We start from the raw sequence: 1,180 nt of genomic DNA on the forward strand, positions 1-1,180 counted from the left end.
GCCTGTACACCACGCCCGGCAGGTTCGGCGGCGGGGGAGCGGGCACCACCTGGCTCGTCGGTTCGCCCGACGAGGTGGCCGCGGCCCTCAAGGCCTACCGGGCGCTCGGCGTCACGCACTTCGTGCTGTCCGACACGCCCTACAAGGAGGAGACCCGCCGGATCGGCGACCAGCTGCTGCCCCTGCTGCGGTAACAACCGTCCAGGGGGCGGTCAGCTGTGGCGGGGGAGCCAGGCAGGTGCACTGCTGCCGCGGGGGACCAGGATGTCGCGGAAGCGGCCCGGCGTCCCGGACATGATCACTTGGTCGGTGACGCCTTGGTAGTGGCCGCAGGGGGTGTCGGCACTGAAGGTGTCCGGGTCGAGGTAGGCGTGGGGGGAGCCGCGGTCGGCATCGAGGGCGCTCTGGCGGGCGTAGGTCCGGTCGAAGACGCCGAGGCTGAGGATCCAGGCGGCGATGCGGGTGAGGTTGAGGGTGACGCGGTAGCTGCCGCCCTCGGTGGCGCGGCGCATCAGGGCGGCGAGCGCGCCGGTGGTGGCCAGCCAGGACAGGACGTAGTCGTTGACGACGCTGATGTAGGGCAGGCCCGGCGTGCTGGTGGGCCCGGCCGTGATGCCGTCCTCGCCCTCCATCAGCATGATGCCGCTGAGCGCCCCGGCGGTCTGGTCGAAGCCGACGCGGTGCGCCCACGGGCCGGTCTCGCCGGCGAGCGAGAGGCTGACGTGGATGATGCCGGGGCGGATCGCCGCGGCCTGTTCGGCGCCCAGGCCGATCTTCTTCAGATAGCCGGGGCGGCGGTTGGCGTAGAAGAGGTCGGCGTCACACAGGAGTTCGCGGATCTGTGCCCGCCCCGCGGGGCCGTACGGGTCGATGGTGGTGGAGCGGACGCCGACGTTGGCGCTGTTGTACGTGGAGTCGTGCTCCAGTTCGTTGGGCCGCCAGATGTTCAGTACGTCCGCTCCGTGCTGGGCCAGGTCGCGGCCGACGCCGGCGCCCGCGATGATGTGGCCCATGCCCAGCGCGCGTACGCCCGAGAGCGGCTGGTCGGCGCCGGGAGCGAGGGGTTCGGGCTCGCTGTCGCCGATCTTCTCGATCCTGATGAGCGGTTCCTGTGCGATGTGCGCGTAGGCCGGTTCCTTGAGGAATTCCTCGGTGGTGCGCAGTACCGGCATCACCACGC

The 1,180-nt window shown here is 71.3% G+C and carries 1 protein-coding gene and 1 pseudogene; one reads left to right on the forward strand and one right to left on the reverse strand.

The window, feature by feature from the left end:
• Nucleotides 1-194: pseudogene (locus ACQKIP_RS47870) on the forward strand (LLM class flavin-dependent oxidoreductase); the annotation flags it as partial.
• Nucleotides 195-212: 18 nt separating this feature from the next.
• Here the strand turns inward: ACQKIP_RS47870 and ACQKIP_RS47875 are convergent.
• The coding region (locus ACQKIP_RS47875; protein WP_427745917.1) for a CoA transferase at nt 213-1,180 on the reverse strand (968 nt) is incomplete at its 5' end.

This window comes from Streptomyces sp. NPDC059900, from assembly GCF_050270335.1.
Classification (GTDB): Bacteria; Actinomycetota; Actinomycetes; order Streptomycetales; family Streptomycetaceae; genus Streptomyces.